We start from the raw sequence: 20,963 nt of genomic DNA, 5'->3' as shown, positions 1-20,963 counted from the left end.
GTGATACGGCGTGAAAACCTGCGGCTAAGACAGCGACTCCACGTGCGGGTCGCGCTGGTCCTTCCTCACCGCGCTTGCCGTCTCTCTTGCGTTTGCCACCGCGACCCGGGGCGCCCTTTCAGACGCTCCGTCAGTTCCCCCTTCCGGCGCCTCAGGCGAGCGCACGCAGTTGCGCCCTTCCGCCTTGGCTCGATACAACGCCGCGTCGGCCGCTTCCAGGAGTTCGGGCAGGGTGCCGAACGCGTGCTCGTCGGTGCCTGCCACGCCGATGCTCACCGTCAGCACGCCAAGCGGGTTGCTGGCGTGCCGCAGCTTGAGCGCCTCCACGGCTGCGCGAATCTGCTGCGCGAGCCGCATGGCGTCGCGTTCGTGCGTCTCCGCGAGCAGCACCGCGAATTCCTCGCCGCCATAGCGCGCCGCGCAGTCGCCGGGACGCCGCGCGTACGACGCAAGACAGCCGGCCACCGCAGTGAGCGCGTCGTCGCCCGCCGCGTGGCCGTAGCGGTCGTTGTAGGTCTTGAAGTAATCGATGTCGAAGATCAGCGCCGAAAGCGGCCGGCCGCTGCGTTTCGCGCGCCGCCACTCGCTGTTCGCGCGCTCGTCGAAGGCACGGCGGTTGTTGATGCCGGTGAGCCCGTCGGTGCGAACCAGCACGCGCAGCCGGTCTTCCATCGCGATGCGCCGGCGCAGTTGCTGCGAGAACAGCACGGCAAGCGCCACGATCGCCACGTCGAGCAAGACGGTCAAGAAGCCGATGATCCATGCGCGCCGCCGCCATTCGGCGTCGATGTCCGCCGTTGACTGCCCCACGCTCAGAATCAGCGGAAAGCCGTTGATGCGGCGATAGACGTACCAGCGCTCCACGCCGTCCACGGCCGATGGCGCAAAGAACCGGCCTTCCGGCGCGGCCTGGAAAGCGTTGAAGTTGTCCGAACCGGACAGGTTGACGCCCACCATCCAGGCCCGCAGCGGACGGCGCATGAGCACGGTGCCGTCCGTAAGCATCAGCGTGATGGAACCGCGCTCGCCCAGGTTCGTGCCTTCGAAAAGCCGCCGGAAATAGGAGAGCCGCATCGTGCCCACCACGATGCCCGCGAAGCTGCCGTCCGGATTCGAGAGGCGGCGGCTCAACGCGATGCTCATGTCGCCCGCGGTGAGCCGCGGCTTGAACGGCCGGCTCACGTAGAGCCCCACGTTCGGCGAATCGCGGTGCACCTTGAAATAGTCGCGATCCGCAATGTTCACGCGGCGCGGCGGCACGGCGCGCGAATCTGCCACCACGTTGCCGTGCACGTCGATCACGAACAGCGAGCCCATGTCCTGCGCCATCGCAGAGCTGTCGAACAGCACGAGCTGACGCATCCGCGGCGCGAGCTTCATCACGCCGGGCGCGTGAAGGCCGTCGATAACGGCCTTCAGCGACAGGTCGTAGAGTTCGAGGTTGCGCGCGGTGTCGCGCTCGATCAGCAGCGAGACGTTCTGCGCCGTCTCATTGGCGCGGCGCATTGCGTCGTGCTGCATCTCGACGGCCGCCCAGACCGCGACCGCGCTGATCGTCGTGGCGAGCACGAGACTCACCCAGACGACGGAGGCGGGATGGCGCAACAGGCGGATCAGACGTTTCAGCATGAGGGACGGCGCAAGGTATGTACGGAGCGGGACAGGGTTCGGCGCGGCCGGATGTCGAGCAGGCGCACGCCGCGAGCACGCCCAGAGAGAGCCTACCCGCTTGCCGGCGAATTCAATCTGGTGAACTGAGGAAGGTCTCCGGGGTTGTCTGCACGTTTGGGCGCGCCGGGGCACGCTTCAACATGCTGCAACCCGCTTCGGCCCGCTTCGGCACGCCCGGGCACGTGCGCTGCCGGGCGGATCTGCCGCCGCCCTGCTAGCGCGCCCTGTCGCCGATCCAGGCCCGCTCCGGTGCGGACGCACTCGCCGCGAGAGCCGCCGCCCGGCATTGCTCCACGAGCGCACGGAACGTCGTTGCCTCGTGCAGCGCGTCGGTGGACTCGGCCGTCTCGACGCCCGCCGCGTCGTCCGGCCGTTTGCCGAAGCCCACCACGATGGCCGCAGGCGCCTGCTGGCTACGCAGGCGCCGCAGCAGGTTGCGCAGGTACGGCGGCCAGTCGGCGGCATCGAGCGACACGATGCAGACCACCGGCGCGACCTTGATCTCCGGCGCGTCGGCCCGCGGATAGCGGAACTGCTCGTAGCGCGCCGCCGTGCAGGGAATCTTGAGCCGCGCGAGCAGTTGCATCGTGATGGCGGCGGCCACCTCGTCGAAGGCGCCGCGTCCGGAGATGCAGAGCACCGAGACGCCTTCTGCAAGTTGTGTGGTGTTGGCGTCTGCATCGGCGTCTGCATTGGCGTCTGCATTGGCGTCTGTGTGGTCGGCCTGGCCCGTCTGGCTTGCCGCCGCGGCCGGTTCTCGCTCGCGCCCCTCCGCCACCGGCGCACGGCCGTTCTGCCCCGAGGTGAGCGGGTCCGGCGCGCCCTCCACCGTTTCGAGGTTCTCCACGATGTCGATCAGCGTTTCGTTCACGCGCGCCAATTGTTCAGACGTGAGCACGCCGCGCAGCGCGTCGTTGCGCGCGAGTTGCAGACCTTCCAGCGCCACCTGGTCGTAATAGTCCACCACGGACATATCGTGCAGCAGCCGCCCGGCCTGCACGATGGCGTCGTGCGCTTCGTCGGCGAGCAGCCGTTGATAGAAGCTCTGCGCCGGCGTGAGCGCGGGCTGGTCGCCCAGCAGCACGGTGAGGAAATTGAGGCGGTGCGTGTAGCGGCCCAGCGTGACGATGCACAGCGTGAGCGGCGTGGAGAGCACGAGGCCAATGGGTCCCCAGAGCCAGCTCCAGAAGATCGCAGCCACCACCACCGCGAGCGGCGAGAGACCGGAGCCGCGGCTGTAGAGCAGCGGCTCGGCTACCTGGCCCGCGACCACATCCACGACGATGAAGAGGATCAGCGTCCAGACCGCCATCGTCCATTGCGGCTGGATGGCGGCGGCGAGGCACGTGGCAAGCGCCGCGGCAATCCAGATGCCGATGTACGGCACGAAGCGCAGGAACGCGGCAATCACGCCGAACAGCAGCGCACCCGGCACGCCGATGGCCGCAAGGCCGATGGTGAGCACCGCACCCACGCTGAGGTTGAGCCCCAATTGCGTGACGAAATAGCGGCTCAGGCGGCGCGCGGCGTCGTCGATGGCGGTGGTGGTGCGATGCAGGTCGCGCGAACCGAACAGGCTGATGAGGCGGTCGCGCAGATCCTCACGCTGCAACAGGATGAAGATCGTCACCACGAGCACGATGAACGTGGTTTCCAGCGGCGCCACCACGGGCGAAAACGCGCGCCGCACGAGCTGCATGGGCGTGGGCACCGGCTCGTGGACCTCGACCGGAATCGGGTTGCCCGACGCTGTCCTCGCCACGCGGTTGCCGAAGCCCTGCGGCGGGCTGGGCCGCGACGGCGCGAGGCGTTGCAGCGTGGACGCGGCCTTGCTCGCGAGCACGTCCGCGCGGCGCACCGTTTTCTCCTGCACGGTTTCAATCTTGCGTTCGATGGCAACCTGGTACTGCGGCAGATCTGCCGCGAGCTGAACCACCTGAGCGCCGATCAGCGTGCCCACGCCGAGCAGCGCCGCGAGCGCGAAGAACACGGCGACGAGAATCGACGCGAACTGTCCCAGCCGCACACGCCGCAGCATGTTGACGAGCGGCGCGAGCAGGAAGCTGAGCAGCACCGAGAGCGTGATCGGAATGAGCACGGCCCGGCCCAGATAGAGACCGGAGACGACAGCGGCGCCGGCCAGCACCGAAACCGGCCCATAGAGGCCCGGCGGCGCGCCGCGAGGGTAGACGCGATTCGGCTGCCCTTGAGGCGGCAAGGGGAATTTCATGGGATGACGATCCGGTTGCGCGGCGCCTTCGGGGCGGCGCCGTTTGCTGAGCCAAGAGGATACAACCGGATGAAGACTCAGGCGCCCGTCACGGCGCCTTGGCGAAAAACCAGACCCGGAGGCTCAGGCAGCCGCGGCTTGCGGCTTGCTCCCGTTCTGCGGCGCACGCTTCAACAGGCCCACCGCGAGCGCCGTCACGAGCGTGCCCGCGACGATCGCCAACGCGTAGACGCCGAGGTGCGTGACGGCGTTCGGAATGGGCAGCACGAACACACCGCCGTGCGGCACCTTGAGTTCGACACCGGCTGCCATCGAAATCGCGCCCGCCACGGCGGAGCCCGCGATGCACGAAGGAATCACGCGCATCGGGTCACGCGCCGCGAACGGAATTGCGCCTTCGGTGATGAACGCGATGCCGAGCACGGCCGCCGCCTTGCCCGCTTCGCGCTCTTCCTCGCCGAAGCGGCCGCGGAACTGCCACGTGGCGAGCGCAATGCCGAGCGGCGGCGTCATGCCGGCCGCCATCGTCGCGGCCATTGGCGTGTAGACGTGGCTCGCAATCAGCCCGGCGCTGAACGCGTAGGCCGCCTTGTTCACGGGACCGCCCATGTCCACGGCCATCATGCCGCCCAGAATCAGGCCGAGCACCACGGCGCTGCCAGCCTGCATGGAGCGCAGCCAGCCTTCCAGCGCGTGCAGCGCGGCGGCCACCGGCGAGCCCACCACGTAGATCATCAGCAGTCCGACGATCAGCGTGGAAAACAACGGAATGATGAGCACCGGCTTGAGCCCTTCCAGGTTGCGGTGCAGCTTCAGGTGCCGGTTGATGAGCAGCGCCGTGTAGCCCGCCAGAAAGCCCGACACGATGCCGCCCAGGAACCCCGCGCTGAGGCTGGCCGCCAGCATGCCGCCCACCATGCCGGGCGCGACGCCCGGCCGGTCCGCGATGGAGTACGCGATGTAGCCCGAGAGCACCGGCACGATGAGCGCGAAGGCCGACTTCGCGCCGATCTGGAACAGCGACCACGCGAGCGTGCCTTTGTGCGCGTCGTCGAACGCGTAGATGCCGCCCAGCGCGAACGAGAGCGCGATCAGCAGCCCGCCCGCCACGACGAACGGCAGCATGTACGAGACGCCCGTCATGAGGTGTCGATAGGGACCGGACGCCTTCGCCGAACGCGCCTGCTTGGCCGCTGCGACCTGATCGGCGAGCGCCGCGCCGCTTGCTGGGGAATGGCCCGCCGTGCCGCCGCCTTCGACTCGCGCCTGCGCGATCGCGCTTTCGATTAGCGCAGCGCCCTTGCCGATGGCGCCCTTCGTGCCGGTTTCGTAGAGCCGCTTGCCCTTGAAACGGCTCTTGTCGACCTGGGTGTCGGCGGCGATCACGACGAGATCGGCTTCGGCAATCTGCGCGTCGGTGAGCTTGTTCTGCGCGCCGACCGAGCCCTGCGTCTCGACGTGGATGGTGTGACCGAGCGCCTTCGCGCCTTGCGCGAGGCCCTCGGCGGCCATGAAGGTGTGAGCGATGCCCGTGGGGCACGAGGTAATGGCGACGATTTTCAAAGGCCGCACGCCGGTGGATTCAGCGACCGGTTTTGCGGCGTCGTCTGCCTGGCGCGGCGCCAGCGACGACGCGGCCCGCGATGCACCGGCCGCCGCGCGCGCGATCACCGCTTGCGCGTCGCGAATCGCTTCGTCGATTGTCACGCGTTCGATCGTCTTGCCCGCGAACGGCGTTTCGTCCACGGCGGCGGGGTCGTCTGCTGCGATCAGCACGCCGCTCGCGGCACGAATCGTTTCCGCGGACAGCGGCGTCTGCACGCCGAGCGCGCTGCGCGTTTCGACGGCGAGCGTCACGCCGCGAGCCTCAGCCGCGCGGCTCAGCGCCTGCGCGGCGAACGTGGGTGCAGCGCTCTGTCCGGGCGCCGCCACGAGTCCGATGATTTTTTCCATTGCAGTGTCTCCGGCCTCGCGGCTCATGGCTGAACGACGCCGTCCGCAGCGGACAGCGTGAATGTTTTGACTTCGACGCGCGCGGCGAGCGTGGCCAGCATCGCGTGATCGGGCAGATGCGGTCCCACGCGCGCGAGCTTCGCGGCGGCGAACGCCGTGGCCTGGCGGCCGGCGTCGTCCCAGGTGCGCGCTTCGATCAGGCTCGCGATAAGTCCGGCGACGAACGCGTCGCCCGCGCCCACGGTGCTCGCGACAGGAACACGCGGCGGTGTCGCGCGGAAGATCTGGAAAACGGGCGGCGCGGCGCGCGATGCCGCGTCCGTTGCGCCCGACTGCGGCGGCACGACACGCGGCACAACACGCGATACAACAGGCAGCCCAGCCGACGGCTGGCTCGCCATCACGCCAATCGCCCCGCGGCCACCCAGCGACACCACCACGTAACGGATGCCGCGCGCCACGAGTTCGCAGGCGGCGGCAATGATGGCTTCGTCGTCATCGAGCGCGCGGCCCAGCAGCGCTTCGAGTTCCGCCTGGTTCGGCTTCACGAGGTCGGGCAAATCGCGCGTGTCAGTGGCGGCGAGGGCTTCAGTAAGCGGTGCGCCGCTCGTGTCCAGCGCCACGTGGACGCCCGCGTCGTGCAGCACGCGCGTCATGCGACGGTAGAACGATGGATCGACGCCAGGCGGCAGGCTCCCAGCGAGCACGCACCACCGGCCCGGCCGCGCGAGTTCGGCGATGCGCCTCTCGAGCGCGTCGACGCAGGCGGGCGCGGGCGGCGTGGTGGCGAGGTTGATGTCGGTGGTTTCGTGGCGCGCGGTATCCACGAGCTTCACGTTGATGCGCGTGCGGCCCGGCACACGCACGAAGCGATCGTCGATGCGCTTGGCGGCAAAGAGCGTGTCGAACGCTGCGCTGTCTTCCGCGCCGAGCAGGCCCGTGACGATGGTCGCCACGCCGTAGTCAGCGAGACAGCCCGCCACGTTCACGCCCTTGCCGCCCGCGTTGAATTCGAGCGACTCCGCGCGGTTCACGTCGCCCGGCGTCAGGTTCGCGACGCGCACGGTCTGGTCGAGCGCCGGATTCAGCGTGACGGTGATGACGGTGTTCATGCCGCGACCCTCACGTCGGCCGCATCGAGCGCGCGTACGGCATCGACGTCGCCGCATTCCAGCGCGCGCTCTGCAAGCGCCTGCATCGAATCGAGCCGCTCGCCGCGCAGACGCGCCTTCACGGCAGCGATGTCGCGCGGGCTCATCGAGAGCTCGTCCACGCCGAGGCCCGCGAGAATCGCCGCGCCGAGCGGGTCGCCCGCAAGTCCGCCGCACACGCCCACCCACTTGCGATGACGCCGCGCGCCCTCCACCGTCTGCCGGATCATGCGCAGCACGGCGGGATGCAGGCTCTCGGCGTTGCGCGCCAGTTCGGGATGCTCACGATCGATGGCGAGCACGTATTGCGTGAGATCGTTGGTGCCGATCGAAAAGAAATCGACGGCCTGCGCGAAGTGGTCCGCGAGCGCAGCGGCCGATGGCGTCTCCACCATGATGCCGAGCGGCAACTTCGGCGCATCGAGTTCGGCGCGCACGGTCTCGGCGAGCGCAATCGCGGCGTGCGCCTCGTCGAGCGTGGAGACCATCGGGAACATGATCCACAGCGGACCTTCCTTCGCTGCGCGGTAGAGCGCGCGCAACTGCGGCACGAAGAGATCGGGCCGGCGCAGACACAGACGCACACCGCGCACGCCGAGGAACGGGTTCGTCTCGTGCGGCAGGTTCAGATACGGCACCTGCTTGTCGCCGCCGATGTCCAGCGTGCGGATGATGAGCCGCCGTCCGCCGCTTGCCTGCACCATCTGGCGATAGCACGCGTACTGCTCGTCTTCGCTCGGCGCGTCGTGACGTTCGAGGAACAGGAACTCCGTGCGCATCAGCCCGATGCCGTCCGCGCCATGGGCGAGCGCGTCGGCCACCTGGCTCGGGCGCGTAATGTTGGCGCCGATCTCGAAGGCGTGGCCGTCGAGCGTCGTGGCCGGCAGCGCGCGATTGGCCGCCGTGCGGGCGCGCTCTTCGGCAAGACGCAGCGCGGTTTGACGGGCACGCTCGGCGTCGCGCGCCGACACACCGACGTACAGCCGGCCCGCGTTGCCGTCGAGCACAGCGTGTGCGCCGTCGGCGATGTCGAGCAACTTCGCGCCGCACGCCACCGCCGCCGGCACGCCGAGCGTGCGGGCCAGGATCGCCGTGTGCGAGGTTGGGCCGCCGCTCACCGTGCAAAAGCCGAGCGTGACGGCGGGGTCGAGCTGCGCGGTGTCTGAGGGCGTGAGGTCTTCGGCAATGAGGATGGCGGGTGTTGCTGCTACGTTCGTTGCTGCGTGCAGATTCGCCGTGTTTTCGTCCAGATGCTTGAGCACGCGACGCGCGACGTCGCGCAAGTCGGTTGCGCGCGCCGCGAGCAGCGGGTCGGGAAGCGCAGCGAGTTGCGCCGCACGCGACTCCGCCGCGCGATGCCATGACCACTCGACGCCGTGGCCCTCGATGGTAAGACGCGCGGCATCGCCGAGCAGATCGGCGTCGTTCAGCAGTTCGCGCTGGGCCGCGAAGATCTCGCCTTCGGCTGCGCCGAGCCGCGTCGTCGTTTCGCGCGCGAGCGCATCGAGTTCAGCGGCCGTGTCGGTCAGCGCTTTTTCGAGACGACGCGAGGCGTCGAGCACATCGCCCGGACGATCTTCAATGTCGAGCCGCGCGTGGCGCACTACCCGCACCGGACCCGCGACGAAGCCGGGCCCCGCGCCCACGCCTTCGACCACCGTGGCCGGATCTTCGGGCGTGAACAACGCCGGCTGCGCGGCCTCGCGACGCGAGCGCGCAGCCGCGGCCCGCTCGTGCTCTTCCGCGGCCAGCGACTCGATGGTGCGCTTGAGCGCGGCGAGCGCTTCGGCCGCGTCGCCGCCCTGCGCCGAGAGAACCAGCCGCGCCTGCGCCGTGGCGCCCAGTTGCAGCAGGCTCACGAGGTTTTTCGGATCGGCCGCCACGCTGCCGTTGCGCACACGAAGCGCGGACTGATAGCGCTTCGCCGTGGCAACCCACGCGCTCGCGGGGCGGGCATGCAGACCGTGCGGGTAGTCGAGGATCAGGTCGAGGTGGTGGTCGTAGTCGGCTGGCGTTGTTGCTGCGGGCGTTGCGCTGCCGCTCGTTGCAGTGAGCGAAACGCCGTTCAACGCATCGACCACGATCTGCGGATCGCGCGCCGTCAGCAGCCGTTCGAGCTGCGCCGGGTCGCCGATCAGACGCGTAAGACGCTGCAGCAGCGCAATGTGCTCGTCCGACTGTGCGGCGATTGCGACGATGAGCCGCGCACGCTCGCCGCCCTGCCATTCGACGCCCTCCGGCACCTGGAGCACGGCGACGCCCGTGCGGCGAATCAGATGGCGGTCTTCCTGGAGGCCGTGCGGAATCGCCACGCCGCTGCCGAGGTACGTGTTCGATACCTGCTCGCGCCCTTGCAGACTATCGACGTAGCCCGGCTCGATGACGCCCGCCGCGACGAGCAGCGCGCCCGCCTCACGGATCGCATCGTGTTTCGAACCCGGCCCGGCACCTAGCCGGACGAGTTCCGCAGTAAGCAGCGGCCACATCGCGTCTCCTGGTTGGTCGTGGAATGTGCGCTATTGGAATCGATACCACTTTCCGCGTCAAGACGGCGCGTAGTCGCTGGCAAAGATGAAAGTTGCGCGGAGGCCCGATAGAATAGGCGCGCGTCGCCCGTCCCAGCGGGGCGCGGCACTGCAAGATGCGCGAACGGATACCGCGAGACCAGGGTATACGCCGATTCATCAAGAAATCGATTTCATTCCATGGCGCCAAGAATCAAGGATGTGGCGGAGGCAGCGGGCGTGTCGGTGACGACCGTCTCGCGCGTGCTTTCGAACAACGGCCCGGTGCGCGACAGCGTGCGCCGGCGCGTGCTCGAGGTCATCGAGCAGCTCGACTATCGGCCCAACGCCGCCGCACAGCGCCTGCGCTCGGGCGACACCGCGACGATCGGCCTCATCGTCTCCGACGTGCGCAACCCGTTTTTCACCGAAGTGAGCCGCGCGGTGGAAGACGCCGCGTACGCGCAGGGCATGCGCGTGATTCTCTGCAACACCGACGAGAACCCGGAAAAGGAGGCCATGTACCTGCGGCTCATGGAAAGCGAGCGCGTAACGGGCGTGATCTACTCCCCGACCTACGAGGCGGCACGCCGGTTCGACGCGCGCGCGTACGCGTTCCCGGTAGTGATGATCGACCGCGCAGGCCCGGCGGGCGTGACCGACGCCGTGACGCTCGACAACCGCGACGCCGCGACGCGACTCGCCGAACACCTGGTGGAGCGCGGCTATAAGCGCTGCGCGGGACTATTCGGCAACGCGAGCACGACGGGACGCGAGCGGCACGCGGGGTTCGTCGAGGCACTGCAGCGGCATGGCCTTTTGGCCGCGGCGGAATTCGTCGATCCGCATCCCGAGGCGGCGCACGCGCGGGTGACGGCGTGGCTTGCGGCAGAGTCAGACGAGCGGCCGGATGCCATCGTCGCGAGTAACGGGCTGTTGCTGCTCGGGGCTTACCGGGCACTGCGCGAGCACGGGGCGCGCGTGCCGGACGACGTGGCGCTCGCGGGGTTTGATAACGATGCGTGGACCGACCTCGTGACGCCTGGTGTCACCGTTATCGCGCAGCCGGTGTATGAGATTGGGAAGAACGCGATGCAGCTGTTGACGCAGCGGTTGGCGGAACCCGAGATGTCGGCGCGGACGTTGGTGTTGCCGGGGGAGTTGGTGGTGAGGGGGTCGACGGGGGGGAAGCGCGTCGGGGGCGCGTAAGGGCTTTGTGCGCTGGCCGCTGGGGCGCTGTTTTCGTGATGCCGATTGGAAGGCGGTGGTCGGCGACGTAGTCGGTCTTTAAAGACTCCATGCGTCCCAGACGTCGATTGATGTCGTAAAGCACGTCGCCTGAAACAAAAACCCCGCGAGCCTTATGGCACGCGGGGTTTGCGGAATACTTCGGAACTGCCTGGAATGTCTGTTGGTGGAGCGGAGGAGGATCGAACTCCCGACCTTCGCATTGCGAACGCGACGCTCTCCCAGCTGAGCTACCGCCCCAACGAAGCTGCGATTCTAGCACAAGCGATTAGCGGTTTGCCAAGCGCTGCGGCCACGCGTAGCACGCGATCCCCAAAACAAGCGGCGGAGAAACCACGGGCCACCACCAAACATCCAGACGACCCTCACTTCTCCGGCGCCCCCGCCAACACCCACGCCACCACCGTCCGAATGTCCGCGTCGCTCATGCGCGGATGCGAAGGCATCGGAATGGCGCCCCACACGCCGGAGCCTCCGTCCTTGACCTTCTGCGCCAGCTTTGCCGACGCCGCGGCGTCGCCCTTGTATTTCGCTGCGATCTGCTGGAACGATGGCCCCACCAGTTTGCGGTCCACAGCGTGGCAACCCATGCACGCGTTGCTACGCGCCACCACGAGCCCCGCCGGCGTGTCGGCTGCACGGGCAGCGGTCACCGTCATCGATAAACCGAGCACTACGCCTGCGCCCAACAGTCCAGCCAAGCGTTTCCACGAACCCATACCAGCGACGCCCATCATTTCGGCGCCGTCACAGTCCCGGGTTGAGCGGGGGACGAATTCGTCACCGGTGCAGGTGCTTGCTGGTCGAGCGGCCGGGCACTCACGGACGAATCCGGCACGGCACCCGTGGTTGCATCGCTCGAGGTTGCCGGGGCACTCGCCGCACCCGGCGCGCTGGCACCGGACTGGGACGCTGCCGCGTTCAGTGCCGCAGCCTCCTGCGGCTGGATGTACTGGTACACCTTCACCACCTGCACGACGCCCGGCACCTGGCTCGTCGCGGCGGCCGCAATGCCACCCTCTTCCTGCGTGACGAGCCCCATCAGGTAGACGATGCCGCGCTCGCTCACCACCTTGAAGTTGTTCGCGGAGATGTACTTCTCTGCGATCAGCGCTGTCTTCACGCGTCCTTCCAGGTAAGCGTCGTTCGAGCGCGACGAGAACGAACTGGCCGGCTGCACCGCCAGTTCGTTGACAACCGAATTGACGTTGTTGATGCCTCGCACGATGGTCTCGGCCTTCTGCTTCGACGCATCGTCGGGCACCTCACCCGTAATCAGCACGCGGCGATTGAACACGGCCACGTTGATGTGCGAGTCCTGCGGCAGGTTGTTGCTCAGTTGCGAGAGTGCCTTCACCTGAATCTCGCGGTCTTCGGTTTGCGTGCCGACTGTGCGCCGATCGGTTGCAACCAGCGCGCCGCCGCCCGCGGCACCTGCGAGCGCGAGCACGCAGCCTTGCAAACCGGCCGCCAGCGCCGTGGCAAGCCCGATCGCGAGAGTGGTTCTCGCCAACGTATTCCTGATGCGGTGTCCGCTCATCAACTACTTCTCCTCGAATGTCAGTCTTCGCCAAGCAGCATCGCGTCGATGCCGTCGCACAGACAATGAATGGTCAGCAAGTGAACTTCGTGCACGCGTGCGACCCGCGCGGACGGCACGCCAATGTGAATGTCGGTGTCTGCGAGCGCTTCCACGACCTTCGCGCCGCCGCTGCCCGTAAGCACAACGACGATCATCTCGCGCTCGTGCGCGTCCTCGATGGCGGCGAGCACGGTGGCCGGCTCGTCGGACGTCGTGATCGCGAGCAGCACGTCGCCGGGCTGGCCGAGTACGCGCAACTGTTTCGCGAAGAGCTGGTTCAGCGCCTCTTCGGTCGCCATCGTGGCGAGCGCGCTTGCGTCGGTGGAAAGCGCGACTGCGGGCAGGCCCGGACGCTCGCGTTCGAAGCGGTCGATCAAGCTGGCAGCGAAGTACCGCGCCTGCGCCGACGATCCGCCGTCGCCGCACGCGATGATCTTGTTGCCATTCGCGAGCGCGGCGAAGATCGTGTCGACGGCCGCGGCGATCGGCATGGCCAGCGCCTCCAGTGCCTCGAGTTGAACAGCGGCGCTGTCGCGAAAGAGTTGTTGAATACGTTCGACTGACATCGAGTTTCTATCTGGTACTGCGTGGTGTCGCGGGAACTTGCCGCGTAGGCGTCCGCAAGTTTATCGCACTCGGGCCCGCGAAAAGCGCCGTTTTCAGGTGCCATCTGCACGAAACGCGTCGCGTATCCAGATCAGGTGTCCTGCCTCGAACGCCACGACGTCGAACCGGCAGCACGACGTCGCGCCTTGCCGCGACGCCAGAAAAAACTGTGCAGCATGCACGATGCGCTGCCGCTTCTGCCAGCCGATGCTCGCCGCCGCGCCGCCATACCGGCGCGATGCCCGCGCCCGCACTTCGACAAACACCAGCGTGCCGTCCGGCTCGCGCATCACCAGATCGATTTCCCCGCCGCGGCACGTCACGTTGCGTGCGACGAAGCGCAGTCGCTGGCGGCGCAGGAAATCGAGGGCAAGCGTTTCGAACGTGGCACCGAGCTTCTTCGACTCATGCCTGCGCGAAAAGTTGTCGTCGCGGCCCGCGTTCTCGCCGGCGCGCGCGGTCTGTGGCTGATGCCCTGCATGGCACAATGTCGGCCTCGTTCCCTTCGCCTGCGTGTTCTGACTCATGATCCCTCTCTCCGAACTCGCACAAGCACAGCAGTACCCCGCCGCCGCGCTGTACGTGGTGGCCACGCCCATCGGCAACACGGCCGACATCACACTGCGCGCGCTACACGTGCTCGGACTCGTAGACCGCATCGCCGCCGAAGACACGCGCAACACGGGGCAGTTGCTTTCCCGCTATGGCATCTCGAAGCCGCTGCTTGCTGTGCATGAGCACAACGAGCGCGAGGCCGCGCAGCGCGTTATCGAACACCTGCGCGCGGGCGAGCGTGTGGCGTACGTCTCCGACGCGGGCACGCCAGGCATTTCAGACCCCGGCGCCAAGCTGGTCGACGCAGTACGTGCGGCCGGCTTTGCCGTGGTACCGCTGCCGGGCGCGAGCGCACTCGCCACAGCGCTTTCGGTGGCAGGCGACTGGGCTGGAACGTTCACGTTTCTCGGCTTCCTGCCGACCAAGGCGAAGCAACGGACCTCTGCGCTGCAATCGCTCGCGTCGCACCCACACGCGATGGTGTTCTACGAGGCGCCGCACCGTGTGGTCGAAACCGTCCAGGCACTCGCCGATGCATTCGGGGGCGAGCGCAGGCTGCTGATCGCCCGTGAGTTGACCAAGTTACATGAGGCCGTTCACTGCTGCACCCTGGCCGAAGGGCCAGCGTGGCTCGCTGCCGATCCGAACCGGCAGCGCGGCGAATTCGTTCTGGTGGTGGAAGGGGCGCCCGCGCAGCCTTCAGGCGGAGCAGCGGATCATGACGCGCTATTGCGTACGCTGCTGGAAGAACTGCCGGTGAAAGGTGCGGCGAAGGTGGCCGCGGCGCTCACAGGGGCATCGCGCAACGATCTGTATGCGCGAGCGCTGGAACTCAAGGAAGGTTAGCGGCGCGCGGCGAGGCAGCTTTGGGCCCGAGGCGCGTGCGGAACGTGCTCTAGCGGACATCACCAACAACACCCGCCGTCGCAAAACGTGGCGCCCAATGAGCAACAACACAGGTTGAATCGAGCCGCAGCGAAAAAGAAGCGGGCCGCACAAGCGGCCCGTCTGTCGTCGGCAATCGCCGTCCGGCGTGAAAGGATTAGCGGTTAGGCGCGTTTTCCGCGAGCATCTCGGCGCGAGCTTCCCGGGCTTCCTGCTGCGTAAGCCCTTCGATCTGCACGCGCGCCGTGCCTGCGTTCTGAACGCCGAGTACCTTCGCCGCCGCGAAGGAGAGATCGATCACACGGCCGCGCATGTACGGACCGCGGTCGTTGATCTTCACCACCACAAACTTCGACGTCCCCGGCAGGCTCACACGCACATACGACCCGAGCGGCAACGTGCGGTGCGCGGCGGTCAGCGCGTGCATGTCGTAGCGTTCGCCGCTCGCCGTACGGCGGCCATGGAAGAAGCGGCCGTACCACGACGCGCGTCCCGTCTGCCGGAAGTTGGAGACGTTGGGACCGTCCGTCAGCGGCTCGGCGTCCGCGAGCGAGCTCTTGCCGGCGCTGGCGTCGGACGCCGCAATGTTGTGGTCGAACGCTGCGCCAAAGCTCTGCGGCGCCGTGGATTGCGTGCCGTTGCGGGCGTCGGTGCGAACCGGCGTACCGTTGTTCGCCTGAGTTGCCGGGCCCGGAGGCATCGCACAGCCGGTCAGAATCGCAAAGGCGACAAGACTCCCGAACTGTCGAGATCGTCCAGATTTCATAAATTTGCCATCACTAGTGCGAAGCCGCGCCACGCGTTGGACACATGGCTGGATGCGGCTTCGGCGGCCACAGGCACGACAAGACGCTCGCGCATGACGAGAGCGCGTCGAAGCCCGGATGCAGCGTATTCGCCGCGAACCGCTCAGTTATCTTCCACGTCTGGCACAACCTGTCCCCGGCAGCCTGACCAGACACCAAACGTCGCCATCGAGCGCGAATGAACAGCGCTCTGGCGCACCCGCAACCGGCGGCACGCAGGAACGGCGACGTAGGCCCCATCCAGCGTCACGGCAGCTAGGCCGTTGTCAGGCGCGCGGCGCCTGGCTGGACAAGACGTGTGGCAACGAACGAAGTCGATGCCGGATTTGCTAATCGCGTTGATGCAGAATCGCGGCGACAGCACTTGCTTGACAGCGATCTGGAAGCCCTTTCAAAAGGGTCCACATCGCGACGAGAGCGCACGGCTTCCGTGCGTAATGGGCCGCATTATACCCAAAACGATTCGGTGTCATCCCCGCGGGTCAAAAAACGTCACATTTCTTTACTATTGAATTCGCCCGACCCATTGCTGCACCGCGCTCTGTAACCGCCCGTAACCGCCTTCGGCACGCGAGTGCGTAAGGCTTACTGGAAGTGCGCAATGACCGGTCCTCAGCCCTGCGCGGCAGTACTCGCCGACACTCCTGGCCTGATGGCCAACTCTCCCCCCGCTCACACATACGGCCCAGGCGGCAGACAGTCGCCCCCGGTACAATCCGAATCTTTGCGGCCACGTTCCTGAATCGTTCGTATAGGCCACGCCTCTTCCCACGTTCGCTATGAAAGTCACGCTGATCCCTGTCACCCCGTTCCAGCAGAACTGCTCGCTGCTTGTCTGCGAAGCCACGGGGCGCGCCGCCGTGGTGGACCCGGGCGGCGACCTGGATGTCATCCAGCGCGAAGTCGAGCGCCAGCAGGTCACGGTCGAAAAGGTGCTGCTCACGCACGGCCACATCGACCACTGCGCGGGCGCGAAGACGCTTGCCGATCACTACGGCGTGCCGATCGAAGGGCCGCACGAAGACGAGCGTTTCTGGATCGAGAAGCTGCCCGACCAGAGCACGCGTTTCGGCTTCCCCGCGGCACAGGCTTTTGAGCCGAACCGCTGGCTTCACGACGGCGATACCGTGCAGTTCGGCGACGAAACGCTCGAGGTCTATCACTGCCCAGGACACACGCCGGGGCACGTGGTGTTTTTCAGCCGCAAGCATCGTGTCGCCATCGTGGGCGACGTGCTGTTCGCAGGATCAATTGGTCGCACGGATTTTCCCCGCGGCAACCACGCCGACCTGATCCGTTCCATCCGCGAGAAGCTCTGGCCGCTCGGCGACGATGTCACGTTCGTGCCCGGCCACGGTCCTGTCTCGACGTTCGGCGAAGAGCGGCGCACGAATCCGTATGTGGCGGACCGCGCGATGGGCGGGGTGGCCCAATGAGCAGCACAGAGGAAATCTACGTCAGCACGGACGTGGAAGCGGACGGGCCCATCCCGGGGCCTCATTCGATGCTGAGCTTCGCCTCGGCCGCCTACACCGCGGACAAGCGCCTCGTCGCCACGTTCTCCGCCAATCTGGAGTTGCTGGAGGGCGCGGCGCCGCACCCTGTGCAGGCCGCGTGGTGGGAAACGCAGCCCGAAGCGTGGGCCGCGTGCCGCACGAACCTGCGCAAGCCGGAAGAGGCCCTCGCGGCCTATGTGGAATGGGTCGAGGCGTTGCCGGGCAAGCCGGTGTTCGTGGCCATGCCGGCGGGCTTCGATTTCACCTTCATGTTCTGGTACATGATGCGTTTCGCGGGCCGCTGCCCGTTCTCGTGGTCGGCGCTCGACATCAAAACGCTCGCGTTCGCCATGACCGGGCTGCCGTATCGCAAGTGCATCAAGCCGCGCTTCCCGAAGCACTGGTTCGACGATCATCCGCACACGCACGTCGCGCTGGACGACGCTATCGAGCAAGGCGCGCTCTTCTGCAACATGCTCGCCGAATTGCGCCGCGGCGCCGTGCCCGAAGCGCCCGAAATGGGCGGCAAAGCGGACGCAAGCGGAAAGATTGACCGCCCCGCGGCGCCCACGGAGTCTGGCACGACAGAATAAAACGCCGAGTGCCGGCGCCCAATCCAGGCAAATCTCGCTCACCAGCGGTCGCCTTGATTGCGTTTCGTTTTTCCCGCCTCTAACATGCAGGGACACGGCGACGCAAACGGAGGCGCAGTTGACACTCGATACGTTCTCTCAAAAAATCCTGCGCCTGCTTCAGCTCGATGCGCGCCGATCGGTCCAGGAAATTTCGGACCAGGTGGGCCTCTCGAGCACGCCCTGCTGGCGGCGCATCAAGGACATGGAACAGTCGGGCGTGATCCAGCGTTACACCGCGCTGCTCGATCGCGAGAAACTCGGCCTGCACGTCTGCGCGCTCGCGCATATTCATCTGACGCGCCATACGGAAGGCGGCGTCGAACAGTTCGAGCGGGAAATCGCCACCTGCCCCGAAGTGACCGAGTGCTACAGCACCACAGGCGAGTCCGATTACATCCTGAAAATCGTGGCGCCCGACATCAAGGCCTACGACACCTTCCTCCACGAACGCATCTTCAAGATTCCAGCGGTCGCCCAGGTCCGCACGAGCGTCGTGCTGCGGGAAATCAAGTTCGATACGCAACTGCCGTTGTGACGGCGTCGCGCTTCAGCGCGTGCCGTGCGGCACAGACTCCTTCTTCTCAGCCGAAGATTGAACCGGCTTTCGGCCTTCGTCGGCGTCTTGCCGTCGGGCGTCGGCTGCTGCGCCGGCGCTGCCGGTAGCCGTCGCCGTGGCTTGCATGGACAGACGCACGTCGAGCCTGCGTGCTCCCAGCCGGCGCCGCAATGCATCCAGATCGAGCCGCTCGATGAACCTCGCGTCGGCCGGGTCATGCTCGCGGACATCGCGCTGTAACGTGACTTCGACGTCGAGCCCCGTGCTCAGGTAGTGCAGATTCACCGCGCCGGCCTTCGCGCCCTGTTCGCCGAGCGCCTCGTTCAGGTGGGCGAGCACCTGCTCGCGGGGCGGCAAGTTCACGGGCGGCCGCGCCACAGCGTCGTTTTCGGGATCGACGTGAATGAGCGCATCAATCACGCGCGGGTCGGTGAGCACGCGCGCGCGGGCCGACTCGGCGATGTAGTGCCCCTCAGAAACCGAGATCAGCGGATCCACCAGGATGTGCGCATCCACCAGCGCGGAATCGCCCATCTTGCGCGTGCGCAGCTCGTGCACGTCGCGCACGCCTGGCGTGGCGAGCAGCAGTTTGCGGATGTCCTCCGTGGCGGTTTCGTCGAGTGCGCGGTCCGAGAGATCCTGCAGCGCGTCCCAGCCGAACGTCCAACCCATGCGCGCCACCATGAAACCGACGATGGCGGCCGCAATCGGATCGAGCAGCCGCACGCCGGCCACGCTGCCCACAATGCCGATCGCCACGACGAGCGACGACGCCGCGTCCGAGCGCGCGTGCCACGCATTGGCCACGAGCATGGCCGAACGCACGCGTTGGGCTTCGCGCAGCATGTAGCGGAAAAGCGCTTCCTTCGAAACGAGCACGAGCACCGCTACGGCGAGCGCGACCAGGTGCACGGGCGGAATTTCATCGAGGTTCGCGAGCCGGGTGCCGGCGCGCCACAGCATGCCGACACCCACCGCGATCAGCAGCGCCCCGAGAAACAGCGACGCGACGGTCTCGTAGCGGCTGTGTCCGTAGTTGTGGTCGGCATCGGGCTGTGCGCCGCTATGGCGGTTCGCGACCAGCACAACAAAATCGGAGATGAGATCGGCAAGTGAGTGAACGCCGTCGGCGACCAGCGCCTGGGAATGCGCGAACAGGCCCACGGCAATCTGCAGGACCACGAGGACCGAGTTGAGGGCGACGCTAACCAGCGTACTTTTGCGGGCGACGTCCTGCTTTTCCGCGATTTGGACGGTTGCGGCGTTGGGCATGATGCGATGGGAAGCGTGAGACCGGTTTATTTCGACGTGTGGCGCCATTGTACCGGCGTCATCGTGAAATTCCGTTGAAGAGCCTAAATTTCCCCTTTGGAATCAGTTGGTTATACAAACACGACGCATTCGCATTCCAGGCAGTTCCGGTTTCGTGAACGTCGCAATATGCAGTCCCGAAACATAAATAGAAAAGCCGCGCGCCCTAAACAGAGCGCGCGGCTTTCTTTAGACGGGACGCGCTCTGTGAAGAGCGGCCGTTTTACTACTAGATAAGGAACTTTTCGCGATCTTGGCCCGCAATCCAGCGCGGCGGCTTGCCACGACCCGACCACGTGCTACCGCTTTCCGGGTCGCGATACTTCGGCGCTACGCTTGCGCGTGAACGGCTTGCCGCCTTGGCCTGCTTACCGCGGCCGCCGCCGAGTTCAGCCAGCGTAATGCCGTAGTCGGCCATTTTCTGCTTGATCTCGTTGAGCACTTCCGCATATTCGCGCGCTTTGGCTTCTTCGATCTGCTTTTCCAGCTTCTCTCGCTGCGCGAGTAGTTCCTTGTAGGAAGACATAGGTTCCCTTGTGGTTTGGATAAATGGCTTCCAGTCTTGTGCCGGGTTTGCCGTTTGAAGGTTATCATGCCTCGGAATTTGCAGGCGAGATTAACACAAAATGGAAAGAACAGAAAAGATGCCGAGCCTCATTATTATTAATTTTTCTTTCACCAACTGCCGGGGGTTTCCCGTTCCGTAGCAACGGCTTTCGCGGGATGCAATTTCGTATTTTCCCGAAAAACTTCGTTGATCTACAAAAAAATATCGGACGAATTGCCGTTCGTGATAATTAAATGCAAGCTTCACAAAAAAACATTTCATCGCGCGAGAGTTTCGCGGCGAAATGGTCATGCCGCGCCGGAAAAAAGTCCTACTTTATTGGTAAGGTCGGCGGCAAAGCAGCGGCAACTCAGGACATGGCGTGGCGCTCCACGCAGTCGGCAAGCGCCCCATGCAAGGATGTCGAATCCATCCTGGGCGCGTCGAAGACGAAGCGCGTACGGGTGCCGTCGATCCGCAGGTCCGCCCCGTAACGGTCGACGCCCATCAGTTCGAGGTTCGCGGCGCGCCGCGGATGATGGTCGAAGAAATGGATGAGTGCCGCTTCGTCTTCAGGGGCGAGCGGCGCGAGCGCATCGAGTTCGCTTCCGTCCAGCCAGCCCATCGCGCCGAATCCGCCGATATAACGCAGCCGCTCGATGTTCATCACCCAGAACGTGAAATCGCCGAGCGCAAGATAGCGTTCAGCGGCCGGGTGATAGCGCAGGTAGCGCGCCACGAGTGCCGGCGCCGGCTCGACGGGCTCGAACACACCGAGCAGCGTGGCGCGCTGCCCTTCGAGCACGTCGCCGTCCACCGCGTGCGCCACGAGAAAACCGGCGCGCGGATCGGCATGCAGGTTGCGGGTATGCTCGGCCAGACCGCTCACGAGTATGGTGGGACGATGGCGTGAATCCGGTGCAAACGGCAAAACCGTCGGATAGGGGTACCCTTGCGGCTGCCGTGCATGGGTAGCCAGTGTGCCGATATTCACCTGATGCAGCAGATGCAACGGAGCGTGAGCGGGAATGTTCAAGTTCGCGTCCTCGTGGAACTGTCTGCGGTCCAATAACGCCGGTCCGCCGTTATCGGAATTATGCATGTTGGGAACCGGCCATTTGCGGGAACGCAGATGACATCGGTCGACCAGTTGCCATTCCACCCACAGCCGTCAGGGAAATAAAGCTTCGCTAGAATCGTCCTGCTTTCGATCCGCTTTCCCTTTTC

19 protein-coding genes and 1 tRNA gene are annotated in these 20,963 nt (G+C 66.2%); 6 read left to right on the top strand and 14 right to left on the bottom strand.

From position 1 onward, the window contains the following. Nucleotides 1-24 precede the first annotated feature (24 nt). The 5 genes from PXJ20_RS03455 to ptsP all read right to left on the bottom strand — a co-directional run bounded on the left by PXJ20_RS03455 (nt 25) and on the right by ptsP (nt 9,491). On the bottom strand, nt 25-1,629 hold the full coding sequence (locus PXJ20_RS03455) for a sensor domain-containing diguanylate cyclase (RefSeq protein ID WP_017772499.1): 1,605 nt from the start codon (nt 1,627-1,629) through the stop codon (nt 25-27). 256 nt (nt 1,630-1,885) lie between these two features. After that, nucleotides 1,886-3,901 carry an AI-2E family transporter gene (locus PXJ20_RS03450; RefSeq protein WP_421030180.1) on the bottom strand — a complete coding sequence of 672 codons (2,016 nt, stop codon included), beginning with the start codon at nt 3,899-3,901 and terminating at the stop codon, nt 1,886-1,888. Nucleotides 3,902-4,024: 123 nt separating this feature from the next. Continuing rightward, a complete protein-coding gene (locus tag PXJ20_RS03445; RefSeq protein WP_421030179.1) occupies nt 4,025-5,854 on the bottom strand; it encodes a PTS fructose-like transporter subunit IIB in 1,830 nt (609 codons plus the stop codon). Nucleotides 5,855-5,877: 23 nt separating this feature from the next. Beyond that, on the bottom strand, nt 5,878-6,966 hold the full coding sequence (locus PXJ20_RS03440) for a 1-phosphofructokinase family hexose kinase (protein WP_421030178.1): 1,089 nt from the start codon (nt 6,964-6,966) through the stop codon (nt 5,878-5,880). Beyond that, nucleotides 6,963-9,491: a phosphoenolpyruvate--protein phosphotransferase gene (ptsP, locus tag PXJ20_RS03435; protein WP_421030177.1), complete on the bottom strand. Its 2,529-nt coding sequence runs from the start codon at nt 9,489-9,491 to the stop codon at nt 6,963-6,965. Before ptsP ends, PXJ20_RS03440 begins: the two co-directional genes overlap by 4 nt. A 219-nt stretch (nt 9,492-9,710) precedes the next feature. Here ptsP and PXJ20_RS03430 point away from each other — a divergent pair, with 219 nt between their 5' ends. Further along, nucleotides 9,711-10,718: a LacI family DNA-binding transcriptional regulator gene (locus PXJ20_RS03430; RefSeq protein WP_421030176.1), complete on the top strand. Its 1,008-nt coding sequence runs from the start codon at nt 9,711-9,713 to the stop codon at nt 10,716-10,718. A 203-nt stretch (nt 10,719-10,921) separates the two neighbouring features. Here the strand turns inward: PXJ20_RS03430 and PXJ20_RS03425 are convergent. From PXJ20_RS03425 to PXJ20_RS03405, 5 genes are all read right to left on the bottom strand, one after another. Continuing rightward, a tRNA-Ala gene (locus PXJ20_RS03425) sits at nt 10,922-10,997 on the bottom strand. Nucleotides 10,998-11,122: 125 nt separating this feature from the next. Beyond that, nucleotides 11,123-11,416, bottom strand: coding sequence for a c-type cytochrome (locus PXJ20_RS03420; RefSeq protein ID WP_421030966.1), 294 nt, complete (start codon nt 11,414-11,416; stop codon nt 11,123-11,125). A 74-nt stretch (nt 11,417-11,490) separates the two neighbouring features. After that, a complete protein-coding gene (locus tag PXJ20_RS03415; protein ID WP_026120974.1) occupies nt 11,491-12,297 on the bottom strand; it encodes a BON domain-containing protein in 807 nt (268 codons plus the stop codon). 20 nt (nt 12,298-12,317) lie between these two features. Beyond that, a complete protein-coding gene (locus PXJ20_RS03410) occupies nt 12,318-12,905 on the bottom strand; it encodes an SIS domain-containing protein (RefSeq protein ID WP_277597173.1) in 588 nt (195 codons plus the stop codon). A 93-nt stretch (nt 12,906-12,998) separates the two neighbouring features. Continuing rightward, nucleotides 12,999-13,433 carry a YraN family protein gene (locus PXJ20_RS03405; protein WP_421030965.1) on the bottom strand — a complete coding sequence of 145 codons (435 nt, stop codon included), beginning with the start codon at nt 13,431-13,433 and terminating at the stop codon, nt 12,999-13,001. Nucleotides 13,434-13,470: 37 nt separating this feature from the next. Here PXJ20_RS03405 and rsmI point away from each other — a divergent pair, with 37 nt between their 5' ends. Next, the gene (gene rsmI, locus PXJ20_RS03400; protein WP_421030175.1) at nt 13,471-14,346 is read left to right on the top strand and encodes a 16S rRNA (cytidine(1402)-2'-O)-methyltransferase; all 876 of its coding nucleotides are present in this window, start codon (nt 13,471-13,473) and stop codon (nt 14,344-14,346) included. A gap of 196 nt (nt 14,347-14,542) precedes the next feature. Here the strand turns inward: rsmI and PXJ20_RS03395 are convergent, their stop codons facing one another. Further along, the gene (locus PXJ20_RS03395; RefSeq protein ID WP_026120972.1) at nt 14,543-15,151 is read right to left on the bottom strand and encodes a septal ring lytic transglycosylase RlpA family protein; all 609 of its coding nucleotides are present in this window, start codon (nt 15,149-15,151) and stop codon (nt 14,543-14,545) included. Nucleotides 15,152-15,970: 819 nt separating this feature from the next. Between PXJ20_RS03395 and PXJ20_RS03390 the strand changes: the two genes are divergently transcribed. The 3 genes from PXJ20_RS03390 (at nt 15,971) to PXJ20_RS03380 (ending at nt 17,857) form a co-directional block, all read left to right on the top strand. Then, a complete protein-coding gene (locus PXJ20_RS03390) occupies nt 15,971-16,627 on the top strand; it encodes an MBL fold metallo-hydrolase (protein WP_421030174.1) in 657 nt (218 codons plus the stop codon). Continuing rightward, on the top strand, nt 16,624-17,280 hold the full coding sequence (locus PXJ20_RS03385; protein ID WP_421030173.1) for an exonuclease: 657 nt from the start codon (nt 16,624-16,626) through the stop codon (nt 17,278-17,280). Before PXJ20_RS03390 ends, PXJ20_RS03385 begins: the two co-directional genes overlap by 4 nt. A gap of 118 nt (nt 17,281-17,398) precedes the next feature. Then, on the top strand, nt 17,399-17,857 hold the full coding sequence (locus PXJ20_RS03380) for an Lrp/AsnC family transcriptional regulator (protein ID WP_006050474.1): 459 nt from the start codon (nt 17,399-17,401) through the stop codon (nt 17,855-17,857). Between the two features lie 12 nt (nt 17,858-17,869). Here PXJ20_RS03380 and PXJ20_RS03375 read toward each other — a convergent pair whose 3' ends face one another. Then, nucleotides 17,870-19,150: a cation diffusion facilitator family transporter gene (locus PXJ20_RS03375; RefSeq protein ID WP_277597169.1), complete on the bottom strand. Its 1,281-nt coding sequence runs from the start codon at nt 19,148-19,150 to the stop codon at nt 17,870-17,872. A gap of 268 nt (nt 19,151-19,418) precedes the next feature. Next, on the bottom strand, nt 19,419-19,715 hold the full coding sequence (locus tag PXJ20_RS03370) for an H-NS family nucleoid-associated regulatory protein (protein ID WP_017772444.1): 297 nt from the start codon (nt 19,713-19,715) through the stop codon (nt 19,419-19,421). A 23-nt stretch (nt 19,716-19,738) separates the two neighbouring features. Here PXJ20_RS03370 and PXJ20_RS03365 point away from each other — a divergent pair, with 23 nt between their 5' ends. Further along, nucleotides 19,739-19,990 (top strand): hypothetical protein, encoded by a 252-nt coding sequence (locus PXJ20_RS03365; protein ID WP_152494924.1) that lies wholly within the window; start codon nt 19,739-19,741, stop codon nt 19,988-19,990. Nucleotides 19,991-20,106: 116 nt separating this feature from the next. Here PXJ20_RS03365 and PXJ20_RS03360 read toward each other — a convergent pair whose 3' ends face one another. Continuing rightward, entirely contained in the window at nt 20,107-20,772 is a 666-nt protein-coding gene (locus PXJ20_RS03360; protein ID WP_421030172.1) for a HugZ family protein, read from the bottom strand. Nucleotides 20,773-20,963: the final 191 nt, after the last annotated feature.

Origin of the sequence: Paraburkholderia sp. A1RI_3L, assembly GCF_048957895.1 — a bacterium.
In the GTDB taxonomy this organism is placed as follows: domain Bacteria; phylum Pseudomonadota; class Gammaproteobacteria; order Burkholderiales; family Burkholderiaceae; genus Paraburkholderia; species Paraburkholderia kururiensis.
The sequence above is the reverse complement of the archived record's forward strand: the minus strand, read 5'-3'. Positions and strand labels throughout refer to the sequence as shown.